General features: G+C 71.5%; 28 protein-coding genes. 12 read left to right on the top strand and 16 right to left on the bottom strand.

Annotated elements, in window-relative coordinates; translation table 11 throughout:
- Window positions 1-105 precede the first annotated feature (105 nt).
- Together ACTXG6_RS26465 and ACTXG6_RS26460 are read right to left on the bottom strand one after the other, a co-directional pair.
- Window positions 106-918 carry a cysteine hydrolase family protein gene (locus tag ACTXG6_RS26465; RefSeq protein WP_445182087.1) on the bottom strand — a complete coding sequence of 271 codons (813 nt, stop codon included), beginning with the start codon at window positions 916-918 and terminating at the stop codon, window positions 106-108.
- Between the two features lie 76 nt (window positions 919-994).
- On the bottom strand, window positions 995-2,581 hold the full coding sequence (locus ACTXG6_RS26460; RefSeq protein WP_445182086.1) for an AtzH-like domain-containing protein: 1,587 nt from the start codon (window positions 2,579-2,581) through the stop codon (window positions 995-997).
- A gap of 71 nt (window positions 2,582-2,652) precedes the next feature.
- On the opposite strand from ACTXG6_RS26460, the gene ACTXG6_RS26455 reads away from it, so the two are divergent.
- Window positions 2,653-3,099 (top strand): cupin domain-containing protein, encoded by a 447-nt coding sequence (locus ACTXG6_RS26455; protein WP_445182085.1) that lies wholly within the window; start codon window positions 2,653-2,655, stop codon window positions 3,097-3,099.
- Window positions 3,100-3,158: 59 nt separating this feature from the next.
- Here ACTXG6_RS26455 and ACTXG6_RS26450 read toward each other — a convergent pair whose 3' ends face one another.
- Both ACTXG6_RS26450 and ACTXG6_RS26445 read right to left on the bottom strand, forming a co-directional pair.
- Window positions 3,159-3,791 (bottom strand): pyridoxine/pyridoxamine 5'-phosphate oxidase, encoded by a 633-nt coding sequence (locus tag ACTXG6_RS26450; RefSeq protein ID WP_445182084.1) that lies wholly within the window; start codon window positions 3,789-3,791, stop codon window positions 3,159-3,161.
- Between the two features lie 53 nt (window positions 3,792-3,844).
- Window positions 3,845-4,522 (bottom strand): helix-turn-helix domain-containing protein, encoded by a 678-nt coding sequence (locus ACTXG6_RS26445; protein ID WP_445182083.1) that lies wholly within the window; start codon window positions 4,520-4,522, stop codon window positions 3,845-3,847.
- Between the two features lie 71 nt (window positions 4,523-4,593).
- Between ACTXG6_RS26445 and ACTXG6_RS26440 the strand changes: the two genes are divergently transcribed.
- From ACTXG6_RS26440 to deoC, 8 genes are all read left to right on the top strand, one after another.
- Window positions 4,594-5,604: an MBL fold metallo-hydrolase gene (locus ACTXG6_RS26440; RefSeq protein ID WP_445182082.1), complete on the top strand. Its 1,011-nt coding sequence runs from the start codon at window positions 4,594-4,596 to the stop codon at window positions 5,602-5,604.
- Window positions 5,601-6,863 (top strand): amidohydrolase family protein, encoded by a 1,263-nt coding sequence (locus ACTXG6_RS26435; RefSeq protein ID WP_445182081.1) that lies wholly within the window; start codon window positions 5,601-5,603, stop codon window positions 6,861-6,863. Before ACTXG6_RS26440 ends, ACTXG6_RS26435 begins: the two co-directional genes overlap by 4 nt.
- Window positions 6,860-7,654: an ABC transporter ATP-binding protein gene (locus tag ACTXG6_RS26430; protein ID WP_445182080.1), complete on the top strand. Its 795-nt coding sequence runs from the start codon at window positions 6,860-6,862 to the stop codon at window positions 7,652-7,654. Before ACTXG6_RS26435 ends, ACTXG6_RS26430 begins: the two co-directional genes overlap by 4 nt.
- Window positions 7,651-8,580: an ABC transporter permease gene (locus ACTXG6_RS26425; protein WP_445182079.1), complete on the top strand. Its 930-nt coding sequence runs from the start codon at window positions 7,651-7,653 to the stop codon at window positions 8,578-8,580. The genes ACTXG6_RS26430 and ACTXG6_RS26425 overlap by 4 nt, the downstream gene beginning before the upstream one ends.
- 29 nt (window positions 8,581-8,609) lie before the next feature.
- Window positions 8,610-9,785: an ABC transporter substrate-binding protein gene (locus ACTXG6_RS26420; RefSeq protein WP_445182078.1), complete on the top strand. Its 1,176-nt coding sequence runs from the start codon at window positions 8,610-8,612 to the stop codon at window positions 9,783-9,785.
- Window positions 9,785-11,161 carry an FAD-binding oxidoreductase gene (locus ACTXG6_RS26415; protein ID WP_445182077.1) on the top strand — a complete coding sequence of 459 codons (1,377 nt, stop codon included), beginning with the start codon at window positions 9,785-9,787 and terminating at the stop codon, window positions 11,159-11,161. The genes ACTXG6_RS26420 and ACTXG6_RS26415 overlap by 1 nt, the downstream gene beginning before the upstream one ends.
- Window positions 11,143-11,931, top strand: a complete 789-nt coding sequence (locus tag ACTXG6_RS26410) for a creatininase family protein (RefSeq protein WP_445182076.1) — start codon at window positions 11,143-11,145, stop codon at window positions 11,929-11,931. The genes ACTXG6_RS26415 and ACTXG6_RS26410 overlap by 19 nt, the downstream gene beginning before the upstream one ends.
- Before the next feature lie 100 nt (window positions 11,932-12,031).
- Entirely contained in the window at window positions 12,032-12,748 is a 717-nt protein-coding gene (gene deoC, locus ACTXG6_RS26405; protein WP_445182075.1) for a deoxyribose-phosphate aldolase, read from the top strand.
- Between the two features lie 39 nt (window positions 12,749-12,787).
- On the opposite strand, the gene ACTXG6_RS26400 is transcribed toward deoC, so the two are convergent.
- The 9 genes from ACTXG6_RS26400 to ACTXG6_RS26360 all read right to left on the bottom strand — a co-directional run bounded on the left by ACTXG6_RS26400 (window position 12,788) and on the right by ACTXG6_RS26360 (window position 20,135).
- Complete coding sequence (locus ACTXG6_RS26400) at window positions 12,788-13,006, bottom strand: FDXHR family putative zinc-binding protein (protein WP_445182074.1); 219 nt, start codon at window positions 13,004-13,006, stop codon at window positions 12,788-12,790.
- A gap of 87 nt (window positions 13,007-13,093) precedes the next feature.
- Window positions 13,094-13,954, bottom strand: coding sequence for an alpha/beta fold hydrolase (locus ACTXG6_RS26395; protein ID WP_445182073.1), 861 nt, complete (start codon window positions 13,952-13,954; stop codon window positions 13,094-13,096).
- A 38-nt stretch (window positions 13,955-13,992) separates the two neighbouring features.
- Window positions 13,993-14,754, bottom strand: a complete 762-nt coding sequence (locus ACTXG6_RS26390) for an SDR family oxidoreductase (RefSeq protein ID WP_445182072.1) — start codon at window positions 14,752-14,754, stop codon at window positions 13,993-13,995.
- A 587-nt stretch (window positions 14,755-15,341) separates the two neighbouring features.
- Window positions 15,342-16,532, bottom strand: a complete 1,191-nt coding sequence (locus ACTXG6_RS26385) for a nucleotide disphospho-sugar-binding domain-containing protein (RefSeq protein WP_445182071.1) — start codon at window positions 16,530-16,532, stop codon at window positions 15,342-15,344.
- Window positions 16,533-16,631: 99 nt separating this feature from the next.
- Entirely contained in the window at window positions 16,632-17,888 is a 1,257-nt protein-coding gene (locus ACTXG6_RS26380) for an Ig-like domain-containing protein (RefSeq protein ID WP_445182070.1), read from the bottom strand.
- Entirely contained in the window at window positions 17,885-18,832 is a 948-nt protein-coding gene (locus tag ACTXG6_RS26375) for a hypothetical protein (protein WP_445182069.1), read from the bottom strand. The genes ACTXG6_RS26380 and ACTXG6_RS26375 overlap by 4 nt, the downstream gene beginning before the upstream one ends.
- 90 nt (window positions 18,833-18,922) lie before the next feature.
- Window positions 18,923-19,261: a hypothetical protein gene (locus ACTXG6_RS26370; RefSeq protein WP_445182068.1), complete on the bottom strand. Its 339-nt coding sequence runs from the start codon at window positions 19,259-19,261 to the stop codon at window positions 18,923-18,925.
- Window positions 19,195-19,776 carry a hypothetical protein gene (locus ACTXG6_RS26365; protein WP_445182067.1) on the bottom strand — a complete coding sequence of 194 codons (582 nt, stop codon included), beginning with the start codon at window positions 19,774-19,776 and terminating at the stop codon, window positions 19,195-19,197. Before ACTXG6_RS26365 ends, ACTXG6_RS26370 begins: the two co-directional genes overlap by 67 nt.
- Window positions 19,777-19,940: 164 nt before the next feature.
- Complete coding sequence (locus tag ACTXG6_RS26360; RefSeq protein WP_445182066.1) at window positions 19,941-20,135, bottom strand: hypothetical protein; 195 nt, start codon at window positions 20,133-20,135, stop codon at window positions 19,941-19,943.
- Window positions 20,136-20,186: 51 nt separating this feature from the next.
- Here ACTXG6_RS26360 and ACTXG6_RS26355 point away from each other — a divergent pair, with 51 nt between their 5' ends.
- From ACTXG6_RS26355 to ACTXG6_RS26345, 3 genes are all read left to right on the top strand, one after another.
- Window positions 20,187-20,936, top strand: a complete 750-nt coding sequence (locus ACTXG6_RS26355; RefSeq protein ID WP_445182065.1) for a hypothetical protein — start codon at window positions 20,187-20,189, stop codon at window positions 20,934-20,936.
- A 71-nt stretch (window positions 20,937-21,007) separates the two neighbouring features.
- Window positions 21,008-21,229 (top strand): hypothetical protein, encoded by a 222-nt coding sequence (locus ACTXG6_RS26350; RefSeq protein WP_445182064.1) that lies wholly within the window; start codon window positions 21,008-21,010, stop codon window positions 21,227-21,229.
- A 783-nt stretch (window positions 21,230-22,012) separates the two neighbouring features.
- On the top strand, window positions 22,013-22,642 hold the full coding sequence (locus ACTXG6_RS26345; protein WP_445182063.1) for a class I SAM-dependent methyltransferase: 630 nt from the start codon (window positions 22,013-22,015) through the stop codon (window positions 22,640-22,642).
- A gap of 105 nt (window positions 22,643-22,747) precedes the next feature.
- Here the strand turns inward: ACTXG6_RS26345 and ACTXG6_RS26340 are convergent, their stop codons facing one another.
- The 3 genes from ACTXG6_RS26340 to ACTXG6_RS26330 form a co-directional block, all read right to left on the bottom strand.
- Complete coding sequence (locus tag ACTXG6_RS26340) at window positions 22,748-22,891, bottom strand: MFS transporter small subunit (protein WP_445182062.1); 144 nt, start codon at window positions 22,889-22,891, stop codon at window positions 22,748-22,750.
- A 2-nt stretch (window positions 22,892-22,893) separates the two neighbouring features.
- Entirely contained in the window at window positions 22,894-24,288 is a 1,395-nt protein-coding gene (locus ACTXG6_RS26335; RefSeq protein ID WP_445182061.1) for an OFA family MFS transporter, read from the bottom strand.
- Window positions 24,289-24,451: 163 nt separating this feature from the next.
- Window positions 24,452-26,107 carry a solute symporter family protein gene (locus ACTXG6_RS26330; protein ID WP_445190111.1) on the bottom strand — a complete coding sequence of 552 codons (1,656 nt, stop codon included), beginning with the start codon at window positions 26,105-26,107 and terminating at the stop codon, window positions 24,452-24,454.
- Window positions 26,108-26,217: the final 110 nt, after the last annotated feature.

The following is a 26,217-nucleotide window of genomic DNA, read 5'->3' as shown; positions in this document are numbered from 1 at the left end:
GGGCCGGCCTCTTCTGAAGCTCTGAGGAACTTTGTTCTGTCCGGTTCCCCGCTGGCAAAGAGAAAGTTACACGACCCGTTCAGGGGCCGTTCAGCCACCCCCCTATTAGGCCGGCCCGTGCTCAATGCGCAGGTCGGCGGGGGTGGAAGACGGCATTGCGATCAACAACTCGGCGGCGGCCACGGTGAAGCCGAAACACTGCCGGACGTTGTAGACGGTCGCCGCCATGCAGAACTCCGGCGAAGTGGTCGCCACGGCGTCCTCGATCATCACGACGTCGTAGCCGAGGCAGGCCGCGTCGGTCAGGGTGGCCAGCACGCACTGGTCGGCATTGACTCCGCCGAACAGCACGGTGTCCACCCGCAGACCGCGCAGCACCGAGTCCAGCGGGGTGTCGAAGAATCCGCTCATCCGGTACTTGTCCACCCGGATGTCGGCCTCGGCGGGCGTGAGCTCGTCGACCACGGCGGCGGCCCAACTCCCCGACTGGAGCACCGGGGCGCCGTTGGTCGGCAGCGGGCTGCCGATGCCGCGCCCTTCGGCGGCGGGGTCGTACACGTGCAGCACGTTCGGCGGCAGGTTGGCCCGGTCCGGCCGGTTGCCCCAGTTGAGCCAGATGATCGGGACCTGGTGGGCACGCAGCGCGGCGGTCAGTTCGGCCAGCACCGCGATCGGCGCCCGGGCCGGTGTGACGTCCACCCCGATGGAGGCGAGCCAACCGTCGGGATGGCAGAAGTCGTTCTGCATGTCGACCACGACGAGTGCGGTACGGGCCAGGTCGAGGGTCAGCCGCTCGGGCAGGGCAGCCAGTTCGAGGGGCACCGGTGGCCGCACCGGTCGACGCAGGTCCACCGCACCGGGGCGGACCTGCCAGCTGTTCGCGGAGGTGGGGCCCAGCGGGCGGGTCATCTCGGTCATGAGGCAACGCCTTCCGTGGGCATCGGGTACCGCCGAGGGCGGACGGCGGCATCCGGGCACCGCTGGGCTGTCCCAGTCATGGGCGGTCCCAGGGGGCCGGACGGTTGATCAGCTGGAGCAGCGACCGGTCCGTGCCGGCCGCGCCGATCAGGGACAGGCCCATCGGCCTGGCGCCCAACCGCATGGTCGGCACCGCCACCGCCGGCAACCCGGCCAGCGAGGCAAGGCAGGTCAGGCGGAGCGTCGCGATCCGCGCCGAGTCGACCTCTCCGGCGGCGAGGTCGAGGGGCAGGGCCGGACCGGACGTGGCCGGCAGCAACAGCGCCCGCCCCGGGGTCAGCAGCCCGGCGAGCCTGTCCCGGGCGTCCGCCAGCACCCCCCGCGCCCGAGCGACCGCGTCCTCGGTGAGCTCACGGCCGGCTTCGAACCGGGCGACCACCTCGGGTTGCAGCTCGGATCGGGCCTTGGTCACGAACTCACCGTGCGCGGCCCAGGCCTCGGCGGCCTGCACGGTGCGGAACGCGGGCAGCCAGGCGTCCACGGCCTCGGCCAGACCGGGCGCCGCTTCGACCTCGCACCCGGTCCGGCCGGCCAGCGCGACGGTGGCGGACTCGAAGGCCGGGGCCACGCCCGGATCCGCCCCGTCGAGCAGGTCGCCCGCACGCAGCAGCAGCCGCACCGGAGTTTCGGACCTGTTGTTCCCCTCGGCGGGCGGTAGCAACAGGTCCGCGGCGGTGGCCAGCAGCCGGGGGTCCCGGCTGAGCAGTCCGACCGTGTCGAACGAGGGTGCCAGCGGCAGCACGCCGGCGGTGTCGATCACGCCGTGGGTGGGGCGCAGCCCGAACAGACCGCAGTAGGACGCCGGCACCCGGATCGAGCCGGCCGTGTCGGTGCCGACGCCAAGGTCGGCGGCGAAACCGGCCACGGCGGCGGCCGGACCACTGGTGGATCCCCCGCTCAGGCACCCGGGCGCGGCGGGGTTCGGCACCGCGCCGTAGCTCTGGGTGACCCCAGCCAGCGAGAACGCCAGCTCATCGGTGTGTGCGATGCCGGCAACGGTCGCCCCGGCGGCCAGCAGCGCCGCCACCGAAGGGGCCGTGGTGGTCTGCACCGGCGCCTCGGCCAGCCACCGTGCCGAGCCGCCGCCGATGGCGTGGCCGGCCAGGGCGAAGAGGTCCTTCACCGCGAGCCGCACGCCGCTCAGTGGCCCCGCCTCGGCGGCCGGACCCGGGTCGACGCGCAACGGGCCGGCCACCCGCCAGACCCGGGCCGGCTCGGTGATCGTCGGGACCACCGGGGCGGCCGCGCTCACGTGCGCCACCGCGATCCGCCAGCCCGCCGCGCTGCGCACCCAGATCTGGGACTGCACCGCCCACGTGCCGTCCGGCCGGGTGGACTCGGCCACCACCGCCACCGAGCCGCCGCCGAGCGGGCGCAGATGCACCCGGTCCACCCGGCGCGGGCCGGGCGGCGGGCGCAACCGGCGGAACCGTGCGATGTGCCCGGCACCGACCAGCGTGGTCCCGCCGTCCGAGCGCAGCGTGTCCGGTCCGGTCAGGAACCAGTGCTCCAGCGCGGGCACATCGTTGGTCCGCAGCGCGCGCTCGTAGTCCCAGAAAGCGGCGAGCAGGCCATCATCCGTAGCGGTGTCGTACCCGCTCATAGCGTTACCTCCGGGCAACAAGTCGCGCTTACTGTCGGCGGTCGCCCCCCGAACGAGAGGAAGTCCGGCCCATGGCTGAGCCGCCGTCGATCACCCGCCGAGGCGAGATCACGTTCCACCACATCACCCCGGGTGACACGGTGAAGCTGGCCGTACTGGCCGGGCCCGCCACCGGTTCGCCGACGACCGTGGTGCTCGAGGTGTGGGAACCGGGTGGGTCGCAGCCGCCGAACTCGCACCCGGAGTCCAGCGAGACGTTCGTGGTGCTGTCCGGCGTGGCGACCGCGCACTCCGATCGGGACGTGGTGAGCCTCGAGGCCGGTGACACGCTCACCCTGATGCCCGGCTCGGTACACCGCATCGTCAACCAGTCGGCCACCGAGCGGCTCTACACGCTGACCGTCATGCAGGCCGACGGCGGCTTCGCCGACCTGATCACCCGCGGTCCGCGCGCCGATTTCGACGAGCGCGACCTCGCGGCGCTCGGCGCCGTTCTGCCGGCCACCGGGACGCGCTGACGGGCTCACCGGACACCGCGCGCCGGGGTCGCCGGTCCAGCGCACCGCCGGCGGACCACTCACGGCAACTCCCGGCTGAGGTGCCACGAACCGCCGCCGAGGGCGTAGCGGACCCGCTCGTGCGCGGTGCCCGCTCCGGTGTCCGCGACGGCGGCCGGCCCCGCGCCGACCGGCCCACGCCAGAAATCGACCACCTCGGGGCGGAGCCGGAAGCCGAGCCAGCCGGGCGGGCGGTCCGGGATCCGCTCGCCCCAGCGGTCCCGCTCACCGGCCGCCGCGCCGGCGAGGTCGTCCGGGTCGGCGTCGCGTTCGTATGCCCAGGCGAGCAGCTGCAGGTAGCGCGGGCGGGCGGCAAAAGCGGCGTCGGTCTCGGCGACCGGCAACCGTTCGACCGTGCCGGTCAGCACCACCTGAGCGCCGATGTCGTACCAGCCGAACACCGCGCACGCCCTCGGGTTCTCCGCGAGGTCGCGGGTCTTGCGGGTCGGGTGCGAGGAGTGGAACGTGACGCCGCTGTCGTCGATCACGGTGGCGAGCACCGTCCGCGCGGACGGCGCGCCCCCCGGGTCCGCGGTGCTGAGCACCATCGCCCTCGGTTCGGCCAGGCCGGCGCCACGCGCTTCGCCGAACCAGCCGGCCAGCAACGGCATCGGCCCGGCCGGCAACGACGCGGCGTCGAGCTGGATGGCCACACTCGTCCTCTCTCGCGGAGAGCAGCGCTGCTCTCCGCTGTCGGTGTCCAGGGTCAGTGCGCGTGCCGCTCCGGGAGCGCGCTGCTCGGCAGGTCGCTGTGGATCATGAGCACCCGGACCGGGCCCGGGCACCCGGCCCGCCAGCGGTGCGGCGTCGAACCCGGGTAACGCAGGCACTCACCGGCGGTGAGGGTGAACAGCCGGCCAGGGCCGAGCTCGACGTCGAGCACGCCCTGGGCAATGTAAACGAACTCGGTGCCGTCGTGCTCGAAGAACTCCTCGAAGGTCGCCTGCGGGTTGAGGAACTCGGTCGGGGTGTACCGGCCGGGCTCGGCGAGCAGCTGCCGGGCAACACCGCCGACGGAGACCGGCACCGCGATGCCTTCGTCGTGGCGCAGCACGGTGACCGGTTCGGCGGGCACCGGGGGGCTACCGGCCGCCAGCAGCCAGTCCTGGGTGACGCCGAGTGCCCGCGCGATGCGGAACAGTGACGACATGCTGGGCCGGGCGCGGCCGCGTTCCAGCTGGCTCAGGAACGGGTGGGAGAGCTCGGCGCGCTCGGCCACCTCCACCAGGGTGAGGTTCAGCTCGCGGCGCCGGGACCGGATCCGCTCCCCCAGCCGCACTGCCGGCGGCGACGGCTCGGCGCCCGGGGCCGCTGTGGCGCGCGGGCCAAGAGTCGCCGGGTCCGGTGTCGCGCGCGGGCCTGGGGTCCGCGGGCCTCGCGTCACAGTGCCCCCTTTTTCCTGAACGCCACACGGCGACACCAGTCCGAAACAATGCGCATCTAGCGTCAATGTTGATGTCATCAACATTAGCGTCTCTCGGCGCCGCCGAGAAGCAGGACCACCCGGAGTGGTACGCCACCCGCTGGCTGTCCGGCGGTCCCGAGCCGAGCCCGATCGACGCTGTCGACTCTGCCGACCCTGTCGACTCTGCCGGCTCTGTCGGCTCTGCCGACTTCGCCGGCCCGGGTATCGCGCTGGTCGCCGAGCCCGGGCACGTGAACAGCTTCCTCGTGGTGGGCAGCCGGCGGGCGGTGCTGTTCGATAGCGGCATGGGGATCCGGCCGATGCTGCCGACACTCGACCGACTGACCTCGCTGCCCTTCACCGTGGTCAACTCGCACGACCACTTCGACCACCGGGGCGGCAACCACGAGCTGTCCGAACACGCGGCGGACATCGCGGTGCACCCGGCCGCCAGCCACGGCCACCACGCTGCGCCCGCCGACTTCTACCCCGGTTACCGGCGGGCGGCGGCTCGGGCGGCCGCACTGTTCGACCAGTTCGCCGCACTCGACCGCCAGGGACCGTTCACCCTGACCCCGGACCAGTTCCCCCGGCCGCTGCCCGAGCTCGACACCTGGCGGATCCCGGCGGTGCCGCCGACCCGGGTGCTGCTCGACGGCGAGACGATCGACCTCGGCGACCGGACGCTGACCGTCCTGCACACCCCCGGGCACTCGCCGGACAGCATCTGCCTGTGGGACCCGGAGACCCGCACCCTGCTCAGCGGCGACACCGTGCTCAGCGCGGCCTACTGGGCCCACCAGCCCGGTGCCGACGTGGCCGCCTTCGCGCACACCTTGCGCCGGCTCGACCAGCTCGGCGCCCGCCGGGTGCTGGTCGCGCACAACCTGCGCGCCGAGCTGGACGGCGACGCCGTGCGCCGGGCGGCGCTGGCGATGACGGAGGTCGCGGAGGGGCGCACCCGGCCCACGCCGGACACCGACCTGCTCGGCCGGGGGGTCCGGCGGCACGACCTGGCCGGCGTCACGATCTTCACCGCGCCCGGGGAGCAGCCGCGATGAGTGCACCGGCGATCGGCACGGCCGTCGCGGGGCTGCGCGGGGTGCGCACCGCGGCCGGCGAGGCGGTGGACGTGCTCCTCGACGCGGCCGGGGTGGTCACCGAGGTACGCCCGGCGAGCGCGGCGCCGGTCCGGGAGGGCGAGCTCGCGCTGCCCGGCTGGGTGCTGCTCCCCTCGGCCGTGGAACCGCATGCCCACCTGGACAAGGCGTTCAGCTGGGCGGCCAGCCAGGCCCCGTACGGCGACCTGCCCTCGGCCATCGACTCCTGGTGCGGCTACGCCCGGCGGCTCACCGCCGAGGACGTCGACCGCCGGGCCCGGCACGCGCTGACCCGGTACCTGGCGGCCGGTGTCACGGCGGTACGCAGCCACGTGGACCTGCCGCGGGACGCCGACGACCCGCTGTGCGGCGTGCGCGCCCTACTCGGGCTGCGCGAGCAGCTGCGTGACGTGCTCGACCTACAGGTCTGCCTGCTGGCCAGCAGCCTCGCCGACACCGCTGCGCTGGAGCGGGCGCTGGACCTCGGCGTGGACGTGCTCGGCGGCTGCCCGCACCTGGCCGACGACCCGGTCAAGGAGCTCACCCGGCTGCTGGACCTCGCCGAGCGCCGCGGCATCGACGTCGACCTACACACCGACGAGCAGCTCAACCCCGGCATGCTCACCATCCGCGAGCTGGCCAGGCAGGTCAGCGCGCGCGGTCTCACCCAGCGGGTCACCGCCAGCCACTGCGTCAGCCTGGGTTCCCTGGACCCCTCGGCACTGGCCGACGTGCTGGCCGAGGTGCGCGCCGCCGGTCTCGCCGTGGTGACGCTGCCGATCACGAACCTGTACCTGCAGGGCCGGGAGTCGGCCGCGCCGGTACCGCGCGGCCTGCCCGCGGTCCGCGAGCTGCTCGCGGCGGGGGTCACGGTGGCGGCCGGCGGCGACAACGTGCGCGACCCGTTCAACCCGGTCGGCAGGGCGGACCCGTTCGAGACGACCTCGCTGCTGGTCACCGCCGCGCACCTGAACGCGGGGCAGGCGCTGCACGCGGTCACCGACGCCGGCCGCACCGTCCTCGGACTGCCACCGGCCGGGCCGTTCCAGGGCGGCCTCGCCGACCTCGTCGCGGTCCAGGCCGACGACCTGACCGACGTGCTGGCCGGCGCCACCGGCTCCCGCGTGGTGCTGCGCCGGGGCCGGGTCGTCGCGGCCACCACGGTCGAGCGGCACACCGCGGCCGACCTCAGCCCGCCGACCATCGGGAGGTCCGAATGACCCCGGCCCAAGCCAGTGCGGACCCCGCCGCGACCTCGGCGCCACCGGCGGGAGGGACGGCGGCCGCGCTGCGGTTCACCGGCGTCGGCAAACGGTTCGACACCGGTACCCAGGCGCTGACCGAGGTCGACCTGACCGTCGCACCCGGCGAGTTCGTCAGCGTGGTCGGCCCGTCCGGCTGCGGCAAGAGCACCCTGCTGCGGCTGGCCAGCGGACTGTCGTTGCCCACCGCCGGGCGCATCGAGCTCAGGACGGACAAGATCGCCTACGTCTTCCAGGACCCGACCCTGCTGCCCTGGCGCTCCGCCCTCGGCAACGTCGAGCTGGTCACCGAGCTGCACCGGCTGCCGAAGCAGCGACGGCGCGAGCGGGCCCTGCGCGCACTGGGGACGGTCGGGCTGACCGGGTTCGAGCAGCAGCTGCCGGCGCACCTGTCCGGTGGGATGCGGATGCGGGTCTCGCTGGCCAGGGCGCTGGTACTGGAGCCGGACCTGTTCCTGTTCGACGAGCCGTTCGGCGCGCTGGACGAGATCACCCGGCTGAACATGCAGGAGGAGCTGCAGCGGCTGGTGCACGGCGGCACGTTCAGCACGCTGTTCATCACCCACTCCGTGTCCGAGGCGGTGTTCCTGTCCAACCGGGTGCTGGTGATGTCCGCCCGGCCGGGTCGGATCGTGGCCGAGATCGAGGTCCCGTTCGACTACCCCAGGGCCCCGGACCTGCGGTTCGACCCCGCGTTCGGCCGGATCGCGGCCGGCGTCTCCGAGGCTCTGACGGGAGCGCACCGATGACCACCCCGATGACCACCACCGAGAACCGCACCATCGGCAAAGCCACCGGGTCCGCGGCGAACACCGCCGTCGACACCGTCGGCGCGGCCTCGGGCAGACAGCTGTCCGGCGACGCCGCCGGGGCCGCACGGGCCCGGCGGCTGGCCCGCACGGTACTCCCGGTGCTGGCCACCGTCGTGGTGTTCCTGTGTCTCTGGCTGGCGGTCAGCTACCTGCTGCTCACCCCGGAGCGCCGCGAGATCCTGGTGCCGCCACCCCAGGAGGTGCTCACCGACTCGCTGCTGCAGTGGTCGCACCTGCGGCCGATGCTGGCCGCCCTCCTGCTGGACGTCGAGGTGTCGATGGTCGGCCTGGTCATCGCCGTGGTGCTCGGGGTGCTGGCCGCCGTGGTGATGAGCCAGGCGTCCTGGCTGGAGCGGGGCCTCTACCCGTTCGCCATCCTGCTGCAGGTCGTGCCCATCCTGGCGATCGTGCCGCTCATCGGGCTGTGGTTCAACTACGGCATCAACGGCCGGGTGGTGGTCTGCGTGATCATCGCCATCTTCCCGATGATCGCGAACACGCTGTTCGGCATCCACGCCGCCGAGCAGGGCGCGCACGACCTGTTCACCCTGCACAGGGCGTCCCGGTGGCAGCGGCTGACCAAGCTCCAGCTGCCCGGCGCGCTGCCGTCGATCTTCGCCGGGCTGCGCATCTCCTCCGGGCTGTCGGTGATCGGCGCCCTGGTCGGGGACTTCTTCTTCGTACAGGGCCAACCGGGGCTCGGCACGCTGCTGTCCACCTACATCGCCAGGGTGCAGTCGGCCGACCTGTTCGCGGCGATCCTGCTCTCCTCGCTCTACGGCGTCGCGGTGTTCGCCGTGTTCACCGCACTGACCTCGCTGGCCGTCGGGTCCTGGTACCGGGGCTCGCGCGCCCGGGCCTGACCCCCACCCCGCCGACCCTCGGAGTGTCGATGAAGCGTGTCCCTGCCCCGGCAGCCTTCGGGCTGGCCGCCGCCCTGCTCGCCGCCACGCTGGCCGGCTGCTCGAGCTCCGGACCGGGCGGCGGGTCGAGCTCGGCCGCGCTACCCCCGGCCACCGGTGACGAGCTGCTGAGCGGGGTCTGCCCGGCCACCGTCTCGATCCAGGTCGACTGGGAACCGGAGGCCGAGCACGGCGCCATGTACCACCTGATCGGCCCGGACTACACCGTCGACGCCACGCACAAGCGGGTCAGCGGGCCACTGGTGGTGGCCGGCAAGGACACCGGTGTGAAGGTCGAGGTGCGGGCCGGCGGCGCGGCCATCGGGTTCACCGCGATCCCGGCGCAGATGTACATCGACAAGTCGATCACCCTCGGCACGGTCAGCACCGACGGCGCGATCAACAGCTCCGCGAACCAACCCACCACCGCGGTCGTCGCCCCGCTGCGGAAGAGCCCGCAGATGCTCATGTGGGACCCGGCGAGTCACCCCGACTGGCAGACCATCGCCGACATCGGCGCCTCCGGTGCCCCGGTGGTGGTCGCGAAGGCGAACTTCTACAGCCCGCTGCTGGTCGCGAAGGGGCTGGTCAAGCAGAGCCAGCTGGACTCCGGGTACACCGGTGCACCGGCCCGGTTCGTCACCGCGCCGACCATCGCCCAGCAGGGTTTCGCGACCGCCGAGCCGTACATCTACCAGCACGAGGTGAAGTCCTGGGGCAAGCCGATCAAGTACCAGCTGCTGGCCGACGTGGGGTACGACATCTACCCGGAGCCGCTGGCGGTGCGCACCGGCGACCTGGCGGCGCTGTCCCCGTGCCTGAAGCGGTTGGTGCCGATCGTGCAGCGGTCCCAGGCCGACTACCTGGCCGACCCCGGGCCGACCAACAAGCTCATCACCGACGCGGTGACCCAGTACAACGACGGGTGGACCTACTCCGAGGGGGTCGCCGGCTACTCGGCAACGACGATGAAGCAGCTCGGGATCGTCGCCAACGACTCATCCGGACCGCTCGGCGGGATGGACATGGCCCGGGTGCAGTCCACCATCGACACGTTCGCGCCGATCCTGGCCGGCTCCGGCTCGGCGGTCCGCCCGGGGCTCAAGGCCGCGGACATCGCCACCGACCAGTTCCTCGACCCGTCGATCAAGTTGGGACAGGGCTGATGTCCACCTCCACCGAGCGACCGCCGGCCCGCGAGCTCCCGTCCATCGGCCGCGCCCGCACCCGGGAGCTCACCGAGCGGCTGGCCGCGGTGCTCGGCGCGGAACGGCTGTCGGTGGACCCGTCCCGGATCGAGCGGCTGTCGGTGGACTGGGCGCACATGTCCCCCATCCTCAGCGCCCAACTGCCGGCCGGGCGGGCGGACCTGATCGCCACCCCGAGCCGCGCCGAGCAGATTCCGGAGATCCTCCGGGTCGCCTACCAGCTCGAGGTGCCGGTGACCGCGCGCGGGACCGGGCTGGGCAACTACGGGCAGGCCATCCCGCTGCACGGCGGGCTGCTGCTGGACGTGAGCGCCTGCCGGGCCGTCGAGGAGGTCGGCTGGCAGGCGGACCAAGCGTGGGTGCGGGCCGAGGCGGGCGTGCGGATGCGCGACCTGGACAACGCCGTCGCCGGGCACGGACAAGAGCTGCGCATCTACCCGTCCACCAAGGGCTCCACGCTCGGCGGGTTCCTGGCCGGTGGCAGCGGCGGCACCGGGTCGATCACCTACGGCAGCAACGCGGACGGCCTGGTGACCGCGCTGGACGTGGCGCCCTGCGACGGCAGCGGTGAGCTGATCCACGCCGAGGGCGAGGAGACGGTGCCGTACATCCACGCGTACGGCATCACCGGCGTGCTCGCCAGGGCCACCGTGCTGCTGGCGCCACGCCGGGACTGGGTGGCCGTGTGGGCCGCCGCCCCGGACTACCCGACCGGCACCGACGCGATGCGCGCGCTGCTGGAGCTGGACCCGGAGCCCCGGCTGGTGTCGCTGGACGAGCCGACGATCGTGGCCGAGCTGCCCCGCGACCCGGCACTGGACCCGGCTCGGGTGAGCGTGCGGGCGATCGTCGCGGCCCAGGTGGCGGACGCGGCGAGCGCACTGCTGCGCCGGGCCGGTGCCGAGGTGCTCAGCGTGCGGACCGGACTGGTCGCGGCCGACCGGATCACCTCGCTCTCCTACAACCACTCCACGTTCCACCTGCAGAAACGCCACCCCGAGTACTTCCACCTCGAGGTCGCCGGGACGCCGCTGTGGGACGACCCGGACGCCGTGCGGGCGATCTACCCGGGCACCACTCTGCACCTGGAGCTGATGCGCGAGCGGCCGATCGGGATGCTGATGGCGCCGTACGTCTCGCCCGAGCAGGTCTACGCCGGGATGGACGAGCTGGAAGAGATCGGCATGTCCTACCACTCACCGCACAACTGGATGCTGGACCGCCGGCTCGACGAGGTGCGCGCGACGGTGGGTCGCACCGACCCGCGCGGGCTGTTGAACCCTGGCAAGCTCACCTCCGACGGAAAGGACGCCCGGTGGCGACCCGCGAGCTGATCGATCTGACCGGGCCGGAGTCGGCCGAGGTGTTGAGCGCCGACTCGGTGATCCTGCTCGGCACCGGGGCGGTCGAGCACCACGGGCCGCACCTGCCGCTGTCCACCGACCTGCTGGTGGCCGACGCCGTGACCGCCGCGCTGGTGGAGCGCGCTCCCGCCGAGCTGGACGTGTGGCGACTGCCCACGCTCGCCTACACGAAGTCGGACGAGCACTCCTGGGCGTCCGGCACGATGTGGCTGTCCTGGGACACCCTGATGCGGGTACTGGTCGACCTGGGCCGCTCGATCGCGACCACGCCGGCCCGGCGGCTGGTGTTCGTCAACGGGCACGGCGGCAACTCCGCCCTGCTGCAGGTGGCCTGCCGGGAGCTGCGCCGCCAGTTCGGCCTGTACACGTTCCTGATGCACCCCGGCCGGCCGGTGGACCACGGCGGCCGGTCCACCTCGCCGGAGGAGCTCGGCATGGGCGTGCACGGCGGGCGCGGCGAGACCTCGGTACTGCTCTACCTGCGGCCCGAGCTGGTGCACATGGACCGCGCCGTGCGCAGCGTGCCGGAGCACCTCGCCGACTACCGGCACGTGGGGTTCGGCAAGCCGGTCAGCTTCGGCTGGCTCAGCGACGACTTCGGCACCGGCGGCGTGATCGGCGACCCGCGCGGCGCGACCGCCGAGGAGGGCAAGGAGCTGCTCGAGGACGGCATTGAGCAGTGCCTCGCCGCGCTGGGCGAGATCGCCCGTTTCGACCCGAGGTTCACCACCGGGGATTAGCCGGCGCTGCACCACAGCGCCGCGGTTTCGGGCGTAGGTTTGCCGTCAGCGCCGACCCCGGGTTGCGCGCCCCGTGTTCGACGACTGATGGAGGATGACCATGACCACCACCCCGCTGACGCCGGCGACGGTGACGGTCGAGCAGGTGGCGAAGATGATCGACCATGCGCTGCTGCGCCCCGAGCTCACGGTCGACGACATCCGGCGGGGTTGTGAGCTGGCCGCCCGCTACCAGGTCATCTCGGTGTGCGTGCGGCCCAGCGACGTCCCGCTCGCCGTCGAGCTGCTGGCCGGCACCGGCGTGCTGGTCGGCACCGTGATCGGGTTCCCACACGGCAGCATCGCCACCCAGGTCAAGGCGGCCGAGACCGCCTTGGCGATCGAGCAGGGCGCTGCCGAGGCCGACATGGTGCTGAACATCGGCTGGCTGCGGTCCGGCGAGCTCGACGCGGTCGAGGCGGACATCCGCGCCGTCGTCGAGGCTGCCGGCGCCGCGCCGGTGAAGGTGATCCTGGAGAACGCCTACCTCACCGACGAGGACAAAGTGGCAGGTTGCCAGGCCGCCGAGCGTGCCGGGGCGGCGTTCGTCAAGACCTCCACCGGCTTCGCGCCCACCGGGGCGACGCTGGCCGACGTGACCCTGATGCGCGCCTCGGTGTCCCCGCACATCGAGGTGAAGGCGTCCGGCGGGGTACGCACGCTGGACCAGCTGCTCGAGCTGGCCGGCGCAGGGGTGACCCGGTTCGGCGCGTCCGCCACCTCGGAGATCCTGGACGACCTGGCCCGTCGACGGGAATCGGCCACCGCGTCGGCCTGAGTGGGCGGGCCTGCCGGGGCCCGGGGGCGTATCCCCAGGTCAGGACGCAGTATCGAGGCGGTCCATGGCGCGCAACCAGATGCCGTTGCGGGTCTGTGCCAAGCCAAGCCCGCGCCCGTTCAGACACGTCTCGGCCGGCCGGTGCGCGTCGAAGAGCTCCACGTCGTCCCAGGTCTGGCAGCACCGGGCACAGTGGCAGCGGTCCTCACCGACCCAGCTCACACCACAGCGACCGCACTCGCCTCGGACCAGTCCCACGATTTGCACGGTACCTAACCGAGCGGACAAATCCGGGGAGACCGCGCCCACATCGCCTCGGCGTTGCGGTGTGAGCGCGGTCTCGGGTCAGCTTCGCGCGGCGGTTCTGGCGATCGCGCTGACGATCGTGGGCCAGGCGCTCGGGGGCAGATCGTGGCCCATCCCGGGCACGGTGACCAGCTCGGCGCCCGGTACCGCGGCCGCGGTGGCCCGACCGCCGCTGACGTCCAGCAGCGGGTCCGCCTCGCCATGCACCACGAGCGTCGGGAGGTTGACCCCGCGCAGTGCGGCGGTGCGGTCCGACCCGCCCACGACGGCGGCGAGCTGGCGGGCCATCCCGGCGGGCTGCCGGGCGCGGTCGTAACCGGCGGTCGCCCTGGCCCGCAGGTCGTCGTCGGTCATCTCGGCCGACCCGATCAGCCGCAGCAGCGTCACCAGATACTCGATGGCGTCCTCGCGTTCGGGCGGCGCCGGTGTGGTCAGTGTCGCCGCCGCCTCCGGCCGGGAATGCCCGACCGCAGGGTCGCCGGTGGTGGACATGATCGACGTGACACTGCGCAGCCGGTCCGGGTGCTCGATGGCCAGCGTCTGCACGATCATGCCGCCCATCGAGGCGCCGACCACGTGCGCACGGTCGATCCCCAGCGCATCGAGCAGTCCGATGGTGTCGCCGGCCAGGTCGGACAGGGTGTACGGCGGAGACTGGGTACCGCTGAGGACGGCGCCGAGGTCCGGTACCGGGAGGTGGTCCAGGCTGGTCGAGAGGCCGGAGTCCCGGTTGTCGTACCGGATGACCCGGAAGCCCTGACCGGCCAGTTGGCGGCAGAACTCCTCCGGCCAGTCGATCAGCTGGGAGCCCAGCCCGGTCACCAGGACGAGGGCCGGGTCGGCGGCGTCGCCGAACTCGTCGTACTCGAGCTCGGCGACGCCGGCCTTCACGCGAGGCATGCGGGATCCTTTCCGTTGCGGGTCGGTCGGTGACCGGGTCAGCCGCGCGGGAACTCACCACCGTCGATGACGAAGTCCCGGCCGGTGATCCAGGACGACCGGTCCGAGACCAGGAAGCCAACCAGATCGGCCACGTCGGTGGCGCGGCCACCCCTGCCCAGCGGGGCGTTGGCCATGAGGGACGACGGGTCGATCCCCGCGGCGTCGGCCATGGTCTGCCGGGCCGCGTCGGCGCCGGGCGAGGCCACGTTTCCCGGGCTGATGGTGTTCACCCGGATGCCCTTCGGTGCCTGCTCGAGGGCCAGGCCCCGGCTGTAGGTGGCCAGCGCGGCCTTCGCCGCGGCGTAGTGCAGGAACGCGCCACCGGGGTCGAGGGTGACCGCCGAGGAGACGTGCACGATCGCGCCCGCGCCGCGCTCACGCATCTGCGGCAGCAGGGCGGCGTCCAGCCGGACGGCCGCCCGGAAGTTGATGTTCAGCGCGTCCTGCCACTCCTCGTCCGGGATGGCGAGCGAGCCCTCGGCGTAGAACCGTGCGGCGCCGGCGTTGTCGACCAGGATGTCCACCCCGCCGAGCTGGTCGAGTGCCGCATCGGCGAGGGCGCGGACGCTGTCGCGGGTACGGAGGTCGGCGGTCACGAACTTGGCGCCGGCCGGGGTGTCCGGGGTGGCGGAGCGGGCCGCGGCCACCACAGTGGCGCCGGCGTCGAGCAACCGTTGCACGATCGCCGCGCCGAGGCCCCGGGATCCGCCGGTGACGAGTGCGCGCTTGCCTTCGAGTTCACGGGAGTTGGTTGTCATACGACCACAGTGCCCATTTTGGACCGATCCGTCAAGAACGCTCGGCGTGACCTGACACGCACCCCGAGGGACCCGCCCGTCGGACGCGACGAACGCGGCGTGCGTGATGGCGGCGTGCGTGATGGCGGCGTGCGTGATTACGTGCGGGCGCGCTGTGACCGAGCTGCACAGCAGGCAGGTAATTGGCGGAACCTGCCTGGTATGCAGCTCGGTAACCCGAGGCAACTGCCTCGGCAGGCCGGCGGCCGGTTCGATGGCCGATGACGCAGGCATTGGGCAGTGAGCCGCCCTTGGCCGGCCACCTGAGCAGGGGCCCATGATCAACGGGACACCCAGGGTTGTTTTCGCGGCCTCGAACAGCCCTGGTGTCCCGTTGATCACTCGCCGGGGGTTCATCCGGAGGTTCGGTGCGCAGGGCGCGTTGTTACCGAGCTACACAGGGTGCAGGTCTGGCGACCTCTGAACCTGCCTGGTGTGCAGCTCGGTAACAACAACGCCGACCGGGGGGCCTGCTCGGCTCACGACTCGGTCGGGCTGCGTACACCGTAGACACTCTGGCTCCGGTGTACGGCGTATAGCACGAGGCGTCAGTTCAGCGCGGCGCTCACCCGGGCCACGATCGCCGACGGACCGGGCTGGGTCGCCATCTCGGCGCTCACCTCGCGGGCGGCGGCCGCGAAGGACGGTTCGTCGAGCAGCCGCTCCGCCAACGCGCGGACCACCGCCGGGGTGGCGGACGCCGGATCCTGGGTCAGCCCGACGCCCCGGTCCGCGACCCGCCTGGCCGACATCGGGTTGTCCGCGAAGGCGGGCAGCACCAGTTGCGGGACCGCGTAGTGCAGCGGCGTCGCGGTGGTCCCGGACCCGCCGTGGTGCACCTTCAGCGAGCAGGTCGACAGGAATGCGGACAGCGCCAGGAAGCCGACCAACCGGACGTTGGCGGGCAGCTCACCCAGCGCGGACAGATCGGCCGCACCGGCTGCCAGCACGACCTCGACGTCCATCCCGCCGAGCGCGTCCAGCACCACCGCCAGACTGCTCGTACCGCTCAATGTCGGGACGACCGTCCCCAAGGTGACACACACCCGGGGGCGGTCCGGTGCGCGCAGCGCCCAGTCCGGCACCGCGGCGCCGCCGTTGAACGGCACGTAGCGCATCGACCACCAGGGCACGCCATCCCTGGGGTCGAGCTCGTCCGCGACGAGGCCGCCCATGCTCGGCGCCCGGGGATCTATCCGCGCGACCGTGGTCGGCCGACCCTCCGGAATGGCCAGCTTCGCCCGGACCAGCCGCACCACGTCGTCGTCCTTCAGTGCGTCGCGCCCCTCGCGGAAGTCCGGGTCCCGCATCGACCAGGAGATCCGGTTGCCCACCTCCAGCGCGGGTACCCCCATCGCCAGCGCGGCCAGCGGGCCCACCGCGTGGTCGGAGGTGTGTACCACCAGGTCGGCACCGAAGTCCCGGCCGACCGAGACCGTCCCCTCGGCCATGGTCAGGGTGAACAGGCCGAACGGGTTACCGGCGCGCGCGGCGAACCGGAACTCCTCGGACACCGCCGGGTCGTCGCCCTCCCTGGTGATCGCACGCATCAGCTCGGCCCAGACGTCGCGGTCCGGCAGTACGTCGTACATCGGAAGGCCCGCATCGGCGCCGACCGCGATCATCTCCGCGGTGCTGGCCACCAGTACCTCGTGACCGGCCAGCCGGGCCGCCCAGATCAGCGGGACCACCGGCAGCATCAGCCCGTAACCCGGTGGCACGGCGAACAGCATCCTCATGGCCGCAACCCTGTCAGCCGGTGCACCCCGAAGGCAGCGGATTTCCACGCCCCCGCGCCGTCCACGCCATCTGCGGGGTATACGCCGTAAGCACTCCGCTCAGGTGGCGCTGCCCGCCTGCCACTCGCTCCACGGCACTTCCCAGTCGCCGTAGGTGTCCCAGACCGGCAGTTTGGGGCCGCCGGAGTTGGTGATCTCCACGACGTCGCCGAGGTTGAAGTGGTCGAAGAACCAGCGCGCGTTCGCCGGGCTGAGGTTCACGCAGCCGTGCGAGACGTTGCTCGACCCCTGCTGCCCCACCGACCACGGCGCCGAGTGCACGAACTCGCCGTCGGCGGAGATCCGCACATCCAGGTCCACCTTCTCCTTGTAGTACCCCGGGTCGCCCTCACAGACGCCGTAGGTGCAGGAGTCCATGATCATGGTGGGCTTCTTGTCGGAGACCACGTGCGGGCCGATGTGCGACGGGTGGTCCGCCGAGCCGAGGCTGATCGCCATCGACTTGACCACCGCGCCGTTGTGGAAGATCTGCATCGTCTTCGCGTGGCCGTCGGCCTTGGCCACCCAGGAGTCGTGCACGTGCACCGTCACCGCGCGGTTCTCCTGCCCGAACGCGCCCTTGCCCAGATTGACCCCGAAAAGGTTGGCGTTGAGCTGCAGGGTGCTGCCCGGCTGCCAGTACGACTGGGCCCGGTAGTGGGCCTCGTTCGCGGACATCCAGAACCAGCCGCCGTGCTGTGCCGGGGTGCTGGTGACCGCGAGGGCCTTCTCGGCGGCGGCTTTGTCGGTCACCGGGTGGTTGAACCGGACCACCAACGGCTGGCCGACGCCCACGCTGGTCATGCTGGGTGTCGGCCGGAACGAGACGGCGGTGAGCACCGCCGGGCGGATGGTGCTGAGCGTGCTGCTCTGCTGTACCGGCTGCCCGTCGGCGCCGACCGCGGTGACCGCCACCTGGTAGGTATCGCCGTAGCTCAGTGGGGCGGAGTTACGCCAGGACGCCGCGTCCGGGGACAGCGTGCCCGCCACCTGCCGGCCGGTCTTGGCATCGGTGACCTGCACCGCCTGCAGGACGCCGTGTTGCACGGCCACGTTCAGCGGAGCGCCCGGGCTGACCGGGGCGGCGCCGGGCTGGATCGGGACGGTCCCGGCCAGGACCGTCACCACGGCGGCCGGTGGCGGCGGCGCGGACGGCACCGACGGGCCGCCGGCCAGTGCCCGGCTCACCGACGCGGGACCCCAGGTGGCGGTGATCAGTGCCAGGACGGCGACGAGGGCGGTGGCGACGCCGAGCACTGCCGAGCCGAGCCGGTGTGGATCACCGGTCGGCCGAGGGGCTCGGGCGCCACGATTCATCCCTGAGCTTGCGCAGCCGGCTCAGCCGGCTCGATCGGCTGCACCCCGTTCGGCGCGTCCGGGTCGATCCGGTGTCCTGGCACCCAGCGGTAGCTCTGCTTGCGCTGCATCCCGCTGGCCCGCCAGGCGGCGGTCATCGCGGCCTTCGCCCAGAAGGCGGCGCCGGTGGTGGCCTGCGAGCGGGGCCGCCAGTGCGCGTGCGAGCGCAGGATCCCGTTGCCGTAGTTCAGCGCGTACGAGCGGCGGACCTGTGGCGTCCAGTGCTCGGTGGTCAGCGACACGCTCAAGGTGTCGTAGTTGGCCACCCGGTGCGGCCCGTTGAGCGCCCAGTGCAGCAGGTCCCCCGGTTCCATGTCGTGGACCTCGGCGTAGTCGTCGAACCACTCCTGGTAGTCCAGGCCCTCGGTGGCCACGCTGCGGACGGTGTTCTCGACACTCTCCGGGCGCAGGAACGGCGCGGTCGGCGGGTAGATCCAGATCCGCTTGCGACCGCGCAGCTGGACCAGGGTCTGGCCGGGCACGTCGAAATGGTAGAAAACCCGCGCGTTCGGCGAGGAGACCAGCAGGTTGAGCTTGCGCTTGAAGGTCTTGAACGGCAGGTCGGTCTCCAGCTCGCCGTACAGCGAGCTCAGCACGTCGGCGAACCGGTCGTCAATCTCCTCGAGTGCCTTGAGCTCGATCCAGATCCTGCCGTTCCGGACCGCCTCGAGCACCTGCATCCCGGTCAGGCCGGTGCGGTCGCAGGAACTCCAGGCCCGCACGTCGTACCCGTCGTCGGGCATCGTCTCGATCTTGAGGTGGGACGGGTCGACAGTGTCGATCAGGCCCGCGATCGACTCGTCGGAGAACATCTCCTGATCGGCCAGCGTGTGGCGCAGCTTCACGGTGTGCTGGCCCCACAACGCCACGTGGCGCGGGTCGATCTTCTCTAGCACGTGGTCCACGGCGGTCCCTTGGGTGAGCGGGCGTGTTGATGTTAGCTGGACAGACCCCGTTGTGGCCGACCGCCTCGCCGGTGGTCGGCCACCCGGCGCTCAGATGCTGATCGCGACGCGATCCTTCTCGTCGAGCAGCCTGCGGCCGAGTGGGGCCCTCGGATCGATGCGGTAGCTGAGCAGCCGCTGGTAGCTCGTCTTCTTCTGGACTCCGCTGAACCGGTAGGCGGCGGTCAGTCCGGCCTTGGCCCAGAACGCCGGGCCGCTGGTGTTGCGCGAGCGGGGCTGCCACCTGACGTCCCGGCGCAGCACGCCGTTGCCGTAGTTCATCGCGTAGGAGCAGCGGATCTCGTCGGTCCAGTGCTCGGTGGTCAGCGAGACGTTTCGAACGTCGTAGTTCTCCACCCGGTGCGGGCCGTTGAGTGCCCAGTGCAGCATGTCGCCGGGCTCCATGTCGTGGGCCTCGGCGTGCTCGTCGTACCACGAGATCCAGATCCGCTTCCGGCCCCGGATCTGCAGAGGCCCTGACCGGGTACGTCGAAGTGGTAGAAGACCTTCGCGCCCGGCGAGGAGATCAGCAGGCCGAGCTTGCGCTTGAAGGTCTTGAAGTCCGGCACGACGGCCTCGATCTCGGCGTACATCCCCTCGAGCACCTCGGCGAAGCGGGGGTCGACCTTCTCGATCGCCATCATGTTGATCCAGATGCGGCCGCCCCGGACGGCTTCGAGCACCTGCGCACCGGACGGCCCGGCTCGGTCGCAGTGGCCCCACGTCGACACGTCGTCGCCCATGGTGCTGATGTCCATGTGTCTCGGTTCGATGGTCTCGATCAGGTCGGCCAGCGACTCGTCGCTGAACATCGCCCGGTCGGCCAGCGTGTGACGGAGCTTCACCGTGTGCCGACCCCACAGGCTCCGCTGCCGGGGATCGACACCTTCGAGCACACGTTCCACGACCCGATTCCTCCCAGCCCGCCACGAGCCGGGGCGGCCGGGGGTCCTGTCAACATCAACGACCTCGGCCGGGATCGGCTACTGCCACGAGTCGGGTTATTAGGGTCTGCTTTGTTATATCTGGCGGGTCGCGGAAGTGCCGTTGACGTGGCGATTTCGCCGGGTCAGCGGTGCTGGTCACCGGGTCCGCCGGAGTCGATCTCGGGGTCGATCTCGGGGTCGATCTCGGGGTCGATCTCGGCGGCCCGCTCGTGCAGCCGGGACCTGATCTCGTCGGGGGTGTACGCCCGCCGCTGCCGCTCGGCCCTGGCCACCACGACGCCGGTTGCCGCCACTCCGGCGAGCCCGGCAAGACCCACAACCTTCCACCACCGCATTGCGCGACAGTAGAGCTGTCTAGGGTATCGCCCGTGAGCGGCACACCCCTCGAGCTCGATGCGGCGTTGGAGCTCACCCGCACCGGCGACATCTGGCTGTTCCGGGGCACTTCGGCGGCCGACCGCGCCATCCGGGTCACCACGAACAGCCCGGTCAACCACGTGGGCATGTCCGTGGTGATCGACGACCTCCCGCCGCTGATGTGGCACGCCGAGCTCGGTAGGTCGCTGCCCGACATGTGGGCCGGCACCCACCAGCGCGGCGTGCAGCTGCACGTGCTGCGGGACGCGGCCGTCGTCTGGGCGAACCGCTACGGCCAGCGCGGCTGGCTGCGCCAGCTGGACACCCCGATCACCCGGGAGATGGAGGACGGCGCGCTGCGGGCAATCGCCCGGCTGGACGGCACCCCGTTCCCGTCCACCGCCAAGCTCGCCTCACGCTGGTTCCGCGGCCGGCTGCCCACCCGGGAGGCGCTGCCGTCGCTCCCCGCGCTCCCCCGCTGGCGTGACATCCGCCGGGGCGGACCCGGACGCCGGAGCGAGCAGCCGGAGCAACCGGCGAGCCCCGCCAGGAGCGAGGCCGAGCTGGAGACGGCCTACTGCGCCGAGGTAGTCGCGCTGACCTACCAGATGATGGGCCTGCTGCCCGACCGGCGGACGCCGAACTACTACGACCCGGGCCGGTTCTGGAGCGGTGACGCGCTGGAGCTCGACGCTGGTTACCGGCTCGGTGGCGAGATCCAGATCAGCATCCCGCCACCCGACCCCGAACCCGCCGCCTGAACCGGCCCGACACCCGCCCCGCATCGCACCCCGGCGCCGGGGCCGGCGGGGACTACCGGAACGCTGAGCGGATGAGCAGCTTCCAGACGCGCGCGTTGATCGAGGACGGGCCGCAGGCCGGGCTCACCCTCAACGTCGAGACCGGTCCCGGCGACCGGCCGCCCGAGCAGGTGGTGATCGCCAACCCGACCGGCGCCGGCGGCCGGGGCAACCCCGGCTCGACCACCTACCACCTGCACGGCCTCGACGAAGCGCGCAACGCCTACGTCTACTCGACCGGCCGCTCGATCTAGTGTCTTGAGTCCGAGGTCCTGTGCCGAATTCGGCGCGAGCGTTCCGCGGACCGACTTGATTTGACCGACTCTTACGCGGGCTGACCAACGTGCGGGCTGGACCATGCCCGGCGGGCTGACCGGGCCACTCCCTGACCAGGCCCTCGGCGCCGACCAGGCCGCTCACGCGACCCCGGACTCGGAACACCAGCCGGCCGTCGGTGTGGGCGCCGGCGGCGTTCCAGGGGTGGTGCATCCGGCGGCCGCCCGGCAATGGTCAACTCGACGAAATTCTGGTCAACTTCATGATCAAACCAGAAATACGTCGAGTTGACCATGAACACGAGGTCGCGCGGGTCCGGCTGACCGGACAGGGGCGAGACGCGCGCCGGAACCACTCGCCCAGGACGTCAGCGCGGCTCTACTCGGCCAGGGGCAGCGGGCCAGCAGGTGAGACTGCGCACCCGCACCCACCCGGAGCTGGTGACGCCCCGGTCACCAACCAGCGGTGGTAACACCAGGCATGTTCTGGCCGGCCCGTAGGTATACCCAACAGCGTCGATCTCGGCGAGCGCGCAGGTCTCGCCGGAGATCGACGCCAGGGTCGTTCGAAAATTCCAGACTGACGTTGCTCTCGGTGAGATGAACGCACCGGGGTCGACACCGGATCGCCCGGTCGGTGACGCGGCGTGAGTGTCACGGTTTTCCACCCCAAGGATCTCCAGAGCCTAGCTCGCTGTTGACCTCGAGTGCGGTTGATGTTCCAGACTTGCGAGCACCGGACCATCGAGTCGAGGAGCCCCCGTGGAGTCGCCGAACCAGTCCCGCTTCCAGGACGCCTACCTGACCCACTCGGCTCCCTGGGTGATCGGCGAGCCCCAGCCGGCGATCGTCGACCTGGAGCGCGCGGGGCTGATCGGGGGCGCCGTGCTCGACGCCGGCTGCGGCACCGGCGAGCACACCGTCCTCCTGACCCGCCTCGGCTATGACGTGCTCGGGGTGGACTTCGCGCCGGCGGCCGTCGAGCAGGCACGCGCGAACGCCGCGCGGCACGGCGTTCCGGCCCGCTTCGAGGTGGCCGACGCGCTGAGCCTGGACGGGCTCCTCGGCTTCGACACCGTGCTCGACAGCGCGCTGTTCCACGTCTTCGGCGACGCCGACCGGGCCCGCTACGTGCGCAGCCTGCGCGGCGTCTGCCGGCCGGGCGCGACGGTGCACCTGCTGGCCCTGTCCGACGCCGCGCCGGGTTTCGGCCCCCGGATCAGCGACGCCGTGATCCGCGCGGCGTTCGCGGGGCCGGACTGGGCGCTCGAGGCCCTCGAACCGAGCCGGTACCGGGGCATCGCCACCGCCGAGCAGCGGCTCGAGCTGGGCCTGCCGGCGGACGGGCCGGCCGACCTGCTCGCCTGGCTGGCCCGGATCCGCCGCTGTTGAGGGCCCCCGCCGGGCGGTGGCACCCCTGGCCGAGCCGCACCCGGGCCGGTGGCGAGTACCGCCAACCGGCCCGGTGTGCGGCTCAGTCACTCCACGACCCAAGCCTCAGCCGCTGAACAGGGGCACGACCTTGACCAGGAGTTGCCAGACTCCCCAGAGGAACGGCACCAGCACCCACAGCCAGGCCACCGCGGTGACCACCAGCCGGACCGGCGAGGGCGAGGCCGCCCCCGAGCTCGTGTCAGCCATATCTATTCCGCCCTTCCGGCCGGCGCGAGGTCACCGCTGGCCGGCTCGTGGAACTTCGAGTCGACCGGCTTGATCAGCTCGTTGCAGATGAATCCGACGATCAGCAGACCGATCATGATGTCGAAGGACAGCACGTACAGCCGGGGGCCGGACAGCCCGGCGGCCTTCTGCTTGTCGGCGATGGCGTCGACGATGATCGGGCCGAGCACACCGGCGACCGACCACGCGGTGAGCAGCCGGCCGTGGATCGCGCCGACCTCGAAGGTGCCGAACAGATCCCGCAGATACGCCGGCACGGTGGCGAACCCGGCACCGTAGAACGACAGGATCAGCATCGCCGCGATCAGGAACACCGCCTTGTTGGCGTTGCCCGCGAAGAGCAGCACCAGGTACAGCACCGCGCCGACACCCAGGTAGAAGCGGTAGATGTTCTTGCGCCCGACCACGTCGGAGGTGCTCGACCAGACGAACCGCCCCAGCATGTTGGCCAGCGACAGGATCGCGACGAAGCCGGCGGCGATCGTGGTGAGCGTCTTGGCGGGCGTGTCGCCGCGGAAGAAGTCCTGGTAGATCGGCGCGGCGCGCTCCAGGATGCCGATGCCGGCGGTCACGTTGAAGCACAGCACCACCCACAGCAGCCAGAACTGCGGCGTCTTGATCGCGTTGCGGGCCGACACCTGCGCGGTGGTGACCAGTGGCTTCTCCCGCACCGAGGCGGGGTCCCAGCCGGCCGGCTTCCAGTCGTCGGCCGGTACCCGGATCAGCAGCCACCCCATCGACATGAAGATCGCGTAGCCGATCCCCATCACCAGGAAGGTCTTGGCGATCCCACCCGGGTGCGCACCGGCGCCGCTGCCGCCGAACGAGGTCAGCAGCGAGCTGGACCACGGCGAGGCGATCAGCGCACCGCCGCCGAAGCCCATGATCGCGATCCCGGTGGCAAGACCGGGCCGGTCCGGGAACCACTTGATCAACGTGGACACCGGCGAGATGTACCCGATACCCAGCCCGATCCCGCCGATGAACCCGTAGCCCACGACGACCAGCCAGTACTGACCCAGCGCCATGCCCGCCGCCGAGACCAGGAAACCGGTCGAGAAGCACGCGGTGGCCACCACCATCGCCCAGCGCGGCCCCCGGTGGTCCACCGCGGTACCGAAGACCGCCGCGGACACCCCCAGCATCACGATGCCCAGCGTGAACGGCAGCGCGCTCAGCGTGCCCGCCCAACTGCTGCCCTTCAGCAGCGTCGCGCTCAGCGGGTCCTTGAACACACTCCACGCGTAGGCCTGGCCGATCGCCAGGTGGATCGACAGTGCCGCCGGTGGAACCAGCCAGCGACTCCAGTTCGCCGGCGCCACGATGCGCGAGCGATCAAGGAACCCAGCATCGGCCATGTAGCCGCTCCCCCTTCCGGCGCGTGTCGCGCCGATCATTTCTGCTGCCAGGCAAGCTATGGAGCGCGTCGCCACTCAGCAATGCGGACTCAGCAAACCGTCAGCTCGGCCGACCTGGGCCGGCCGAGCTGACGATCATGTGAACAGTAGAGCCAGTGCCGCTCTAGGAATGCAGCCCGGACCCGATCCCGGTCATCGCGCGGACCTCCATCTCGACCTGCTTGGCCGGGTTCTCCTCCCGCGAGCCGATCATCGTCGCCACCCAGCCGCAGAGGAACGAGAGCGGGATCGACACGATCCCCGGGTTGCTCAGCGGGAACACGTGGAAGTCCACCGTCGGGAAGATCGACGTGCTGGCGCCGGAGACCACCGGCGAGAAGGTGATCAGCAGGATGCACGAGCCGAGGCCGGAGTAGATGCTGGCCAGTGCGCCCGGCGTGTTGAACCGCTTCCAGAACAGCGAGTACAGCAGCGTGGACAGGTTGGCCGACGCCGCCAGCGCCAACGCCAGCGCGACCAGGAACGCCACGTTGCGCCCGTTGACCAGGATGCCGCCGAGGATGGCCAGCACACCCATGATGACCGCGGTCAGCCGGGCCACCCGGACCTCGCTGCGCGGCTCGGCGTTGCCCTTCTTGATGATGCTCGCGTAGACGTCGTGCGCGAAGGACACCGACGCGGTCAGCGTCAGCCCGGCCACCACCGCGAGGATCGTGGCGAACGCGACGGCGGACACCAGGCCCAGCAGGATCGACCCACCGATCGCGTAGGCCAGCAGCGGCGCCGCCGAGTTCTCCCCACCCGGCGCGTGCACGATCGCGTCGGAGCCGACCAGCGCGGTCGCGCTGTAGCCCACCACGAGCGTGCACAGGTAGAAGCCGACCATCGACCAGATCGCCCACACCAGCGAGCGGCGCACCTGCCGGGCGTTGGGCACCGTGTAGAACCGCATCAACACGTGCGGCAGGCTGCAGATGCCGAGCACCAGGGCCAGTGCGAGGGACACGAAGTCCAGCTCGTTCTTGCCGTACAGCGTGCCGGGGGTGAGGATCGCGTTGCCCAGGCTGTTGTGCTGGGTGGCCTGGCTGAGGATCGTGGAGAAGTTGAAGCCGAACCGGCCCAGCAGGAAGATCGTGATCAGCGCCATGCACATCAGCAGCAGGGTGGCCTTGATGATCTGCACCCAGGTGGTGCCCTTCATGCCGCCGATCAGCACGTACAGGATCATGATCGCGCCGGCCACCGCGATGGCGATGGACTGACCGAACTTCCCGGTGATGTTGAGCAGCAGCGCCACCAGGCCGCCGGCACCGGCGATCTGCGCGAGCAGGTAGAAGTACGAGATCAACAACGTGGACGCTGCCGCCGCGACCCGCACCGGGCGCTGCCGCATCCGGAAGGCCACCACGTCCCCCATGGTGAACCGCCCGGTGTTGCGCAGCATCTCCCCGACCAGCAGCAGCCCGACCAGCCACGCCACCACCCAGCCGACCGAGTACACGAAGCCGTCGTAGCCGTGCACCGCGATACCCCCGGCAATGCCGAGGAAGGACGCCGCCGAGAGGAAGTCGCCGGACAGCGCGATGCCGTTCTGGCCGCCGGTGAACTCGCCGCCGGCCGCGTAGTAGCTGCTCGTCGTCTGGTTGCCGCTGCTCACCCGGTGGACGATGTAGAGGGTGACCGCGACGAACCCGACGAACAACCCGAGGTTGAGGACCGGGTTGCTACCCACCGCGGTGGTGGCGGCCAGGAAGGTGACTGCCGCCTTGGCCACCGCGGTCTTCGTGACCGCGGTTTTGACCAGCGCGGTTTTGACCATCCCGCTGTTGACGAGCCCGGACTTGACCAGTCCGGTGTGGGCCCAACCGGACTTGACGAAGCCGGTGTGGGTCACGGCTGTGTGGTTGAAGGCGGAGCCCGGCGCGGCGT

The sequence above is a fragment of the Pseudonocardia sp. Cha107L01 genome (assembly GCF_052566575.1).
The sequence above is the reverse complement of the archived record's forward strand: the minus strand, read 5'-3'. Positions and strand labels throughout refer to the sequence as shown.

Coding starts and splice junctions, on each gene's coding strand:
- ACTXG6_RS26370 (WP_445182068.1), bottom strand. CDS start 19,261: ATGCTGCACTGGGCACTCAACGGCCCGCACCGGGTGGAGAACTACGAC.
- ACTXG6_RS26440 (WP_445182082.1), top strand. CDS start 4,594: ATGTCATCAACATTAGCGTCTCTCGGCGCCGCCGAGAAGCAGGACCAC.
- ACTXG6_RS26465 (WP_445182087.1), bottom strand. CDS start 918: ATGACCGAGATGACCCGCCCGCTGGGCCCCACCTCCGCGAACAGCTGG.
- ACTXG6_RS26330 (WP_445190111.1), bottom strand. CDS start 26,107: ATGGTCAAAACCGCGCTGGTCAAAACCGCGGTCACGAAGACCGCGGTG.
- ACTXG6_RS26385 (WP_445182071.1), bottom strand. CDS start 16,532: ATGAGGATGCTGTTCGCCGTGCCACCGGGTTACGGGCTGATGCTGCCG.
- ACTXG6_RS26415 (WP_445182077.1), top strand. CDS start 9,785: ATGTCCACCTCCACCGAGCGACCGCCGGCCCGCGAGCTCCCGTCCATC.
- ACTXG6_RS26460 (WP_445182086.1), bottom strand. CDS start 2,581: ATGAGCGGGTACGACACCGCTACGGATGATGGCCTGCTCGCCGCTTTC.
- ACTXG6_RS26395 (WP_445182073.1), bottom strand. CDS start 13,954: ATGCCTCGCGTGAAGGCCGGCGTCGCCGAGCTCGAGTACGACGAGTTC.
- ACTXG6_RS26390 (WP_445182072.1), bottom strand. CDS start 14,754: ATGACAACCAACTCCCGTGAACTCGAAGGCAAGCGCGCACTCGTCACC.
- ACTXG6_RS26340 (WP_445182062.1), bottom strand. CDS start 22,891: ATGGCTGACACGAGCTCGGGGGCGGCCTCGCCCTCGCCGGTCCGGCTG.
- ACTXG6_RS26430 (WP_445182080.1), top strand. CDS start 6,860: ATGACCCCGGCCCAAGCCAGTGCGGACCCCGCCGCGACCTCGGCGCCA.
- ACTXG6_RS26425 (WP_445182079.1), top strand. CDS start 7,651: ATGACCACCCCGATGACCACCACCGAGAACCGCACCATCGGCAAAGCC.
- ACTXG6_RS26380 (WP_445182070.1), bottom strand. CDS start 17,888: ATGAATCGTGGCGCCCGAGCCCCTCGGCCGACCGGTGATCCACACCGG.
- deoC (WP_445182075.1), top strand. CDS start 12,032: ATGACCACCACCCCGCTGACGCCGGCGACGGTGACGGTCGAGCAGGTG.
- ACTXG6_RS26420 (WP_445182078.1), top strand. CDS start 8,610: ATGAAGCGTGTCCCTGCCCCGGCAGCCTTCGGGCTGGCCGCCGCCCTG.
- ACTXG6_RS26335 (WP_445182061.1), bottom strand. CDS start 24,288: ATGGCCGATGCTGGGTTCCTTGATCGCTCGCGCATCGTGGCGCCGGCG.
- ACTXG6_RS26455 (WP_445182085.1), top strand. CDS start 2,653: ATGGCTGAGCCGCCGTCGATCACCCGCCGAGGCGAGATCACGTTCCAC.
- ACTXG6_RS26350 (WP_445182064.1), top strand. CDS start 21,008: ATGAGCAGCTTCCAGACGCGCGCGTTGATCGAGGACGGGCCGCAGGCC.
- ACTXG6_RS26435 (WP_445182081.1), top strand. CDS start 5,601: ATGAGTGCACCGGCGATCGGCACGGCCGTCGCGGGGCTGCGCGGGGTG.